Source organism: Okeania hirsuta (assembly GCF_003838195.1).
Lineage (GTDB): Bacteria > Cyanobacteriota > Cyanobacteriia > Cyanobacteriales > Microcoleaceae > Okeania > Okeania hirsuta.
In genome coordinates this window covers 1-3,086 of sequence record NZ_RCBY01000443.1, presented here as the reverse complement: position 1 = coordinate 3,086, position 3,086 = coordinate 1, and the positions used below count along the sequence as shown (strand labels likewise).

Annotated in this window: 2 protein-coding genes; both read right to left on the bottom strand. The window is 33.8% G+C overall.

Annotated features, from left to right (window positions below):
* Positions 1–239: 239 nt before the first annotated feature.
* A complete protein-coding gene (locus D5R40_RS31535; RefSeq protein WP_124146507.1) occupies positions 240–1,196 on the bottom strand; it encodes a lysylphosphatidylglycerol synthase transmembrane domain-containing protein in 957 nt (318 codons plus the stop codon).
* A 38-nt stretch (positions 1,197–1,234) separates the two neighbouring features.
* On the bottom strand, positions 1,235–2,830 hold the full coding sequence (locus D5R40_RS31530) for a hypothetical protein (RefSeq protein ID WP_124146508.1): 1,596 nt from the start codon (positions 2,828–2,830) through the stop codon (positions 1,235–1,237).
* Positions 2,831–3,086: the final 256 nt, after the last annotated feature.

Below are 3,086 nucleotides of genomic sequence, written 5' to 3'. Positions count from 1 at the left end.
TCTCCTGACTCGGTCCTCCTACCCTCACCCATAAGACTTTTTCAGCAAACCCTAATTAATTAATAGGAAAAGCTGCATCCACACCACCAACAAGAATGATTGTCATTCTCACAAAACCTGTCAATTTTTTACCGCTGCTTATATTCTTTAAACCCTTATCCAACAATAGTTTTGAGCTGCTTGTCACCCCGTGATTTCAAAAACTTTAACCGCATTTATTGTTGACTCAATCTTAAATATCAAAACTGTTGATTTTTGTTCATTTGTTTAACTGTTGCCATCATTTCTCCTAAAAAGGGTAAACCAATAATCGCAGGAAGAAAATAACGAGAAGTGCATAATAAACCTAAAGCTGCTCCTGTAGCTTCTCCAAAATAAGGTTGATAAAATAAAATCAAAGCAGCATCACGAGTACCCACTCCAGCAAAAGTAAGTGGTAATAAACCAGCTAAAATCGCCAGAGGAGATAAGGCTAAATTAGTCAAGAAAGGAACATCTGCTTTAAGAGCTAAAATGAATAACCAGATTTGAAATAAATGTAGAAACCAAATAAAAATAGAAGTAGTAGAAACTTTAATTAATTGCCTTTTATCCTCCCAAAAATAATCGTGCATTTCTAACCATGATTCTTTTAAACTCTCTAATTTTTTCCCTATTTTTTTAGGTAAAATCTTAATCCCAATGTCAAAAAAAACAATAGCAAATTTTCTAGAACCTAAGAGAATTAAACCTAATATTAAACCTACTCCTACTCCTATAGTCATCAACCAGAAAAGAGAATTCTTGTCAGGATAAACTATCAAGCCAAATACACACCATAAAAGTAGTGATAACATATCACAGGCTTTTTCAAAGACTACTAAAGAGAGAGATAGAGTACCACTTAAATGTCCTCTATCTTTCATAAAATAAGCCTTAGCAATATCACCCATTTTTGATGGTAAAACCATATTCAAAACACTAGCACCTAAAATCAAACGATTTGCTTCCAGAAAATCTAAACTGCTTCCTTTAGGCATTAATTGTTGTAATCGCCATGAGGTAAATAAAGTAATGGGAATTACCATTGCTAAGGACAAAAACATGATTAAACCATCACAATTAGCAAAAACTTTTGCTAAATTTTGTAGGTCAATTTTAGAGTAAATAATTAGTAGAATAGCAACGCTTACGGCAATCGAAATATATTTTTTCATTGGATTTATTAGATGATTAATTATGGCTATTTAGTTACTTATAATTTTCTTTCTAATGTTAAATTTTGCTTGGGTTCAAGTTGTTTTATTTGTGGAGTAAGATCGAGCCAACGTTGTAGCTGTCCTTCTTGAAAAGTTCGACTCATAACTACATATATAGAAGTTTGATCGCAACCTATTCCCCCTGCAATAACGGAATCCCATGATTCTGCAGTTAATTGATCGTAAACAACCCAATTGCCATTATTCCATTGTAAAGAACGATAGAAGCCAAAAGGAGCATTTTTCTTACCAGTAATCAGTATTTTTTGCAGAGTTTTACGGATTAAATTTGGGAAAAAACGTCCTAGTGTAAACATAACTATTCTTAAAACAATTAAATTAAAGCTAGTCATTTGTTTTTGTTTTGCCCAACCTAAAGAACCTTGAATAATAATTTCATTTTCCCCTAGTTCAATTTTGTAACGAGAGCTAACTAAATGAGCTACTGCATTTTTTACTTTATTTCCTTCCTTGATTAACAGAGAAAATTGAGTATCAGAAAGAATTAATTTATTGTCACGAAATAGTTTGAAAACTCCGCCTTTATTAAGAGCAAGATAAAGTTCAGTATTTTCCCTCCTATCTATTAAAATACCTCCTTCTTTTAAATGAAATCTTCCCTGAGGGCGAGGGGATAAATCAGGTCGAACTTCAACAAAATCACGCCAAGCTAAAAGGTAATTCCAAGTATGATGTCCTACTATATGATCGTCCGCATAACAAGGATTTAATCCTTTTTCTAAACCCTTTAAAAAGCGATCGTTAATATTCAATGCTTCTGGCATCCATTTGCCCACTAATTCAAAGCCATAGGGAAAGAAATTATAAGTATTACGACTGGTATATTCTCCACCATAAGACCCATCTGGATGAACAAAATGACTAGCAAGAGCAACAGCTTTCGCTAAAGCACCTTTTAGATCGATATTAGGATTAAGTTCATAAATCCATGCTAAACAAGAGATAGTTAAAGTATGATAACCTGGGTCGCATCCTTCATACTCTTGAAACCAACCTTCATGGTTTTGCCATGATAAAACTTGTTCTAAACGCTCTTGTTTACTTTGATTCCATTTATCAGTTTTTAATAAATCAGAAAGTAACTCTAAGCATAAAACAATTAATGCTTGATGATTTGTCAGTCTGCCACTTTCTTGATGATGTGCTAACCAATCAGCTCTTTTTTCAAAAAATCTTAAAGCATTTGGATTATCTAATTCCATTAACTTATAACTTTCAATACAAGCTAATAAAGAAAATGCTGCTGCTCCTCCTGCTCTTTCAAAAGGAAAATAATCATCACAAGAACCATCTTTATGAGCGCTTTTGGCAGCAAATAAAATTCCCGCTTCTACCCAATCTCTAATAATTTCTTGACCATAAAAATGATTTTCAGGAATATTGGTTTTATAAGCTAAAGCTAAAGGAAAAACAAATTCTTGGCTCATTCCACTGGGAAAATCTATAATTTTATACTGCCAAAAATTTCGATCAAAACAGCCATAGTTGTAGCTATGAACATTTCGATCCATTAAAGTCAATATTTTAGGTATTTGGGCGATCGCCTCTTGAGCAAATATATTTCTATTCATTAATAATATATCAATCTAATTTTAAGTAGGTCGGCGGGGAAATTTATAAGTATGTGACAAAAAATTAAACCCTAGTTTGAGAGTTAAATTTAATCGGTTCTGTACTTTATTGTCCTATTTCTAGCCTCGCAGTCACTCCATCCTTGACATCCTCCTGACGCTGCACTTGCGTGACAGCGCGGGATTCCCTAACATTGCTGATAGGGGCTTTCTGTTTCATAGCACCCGCCCTCCGAGACTTGCTCCCTTCGGGCCT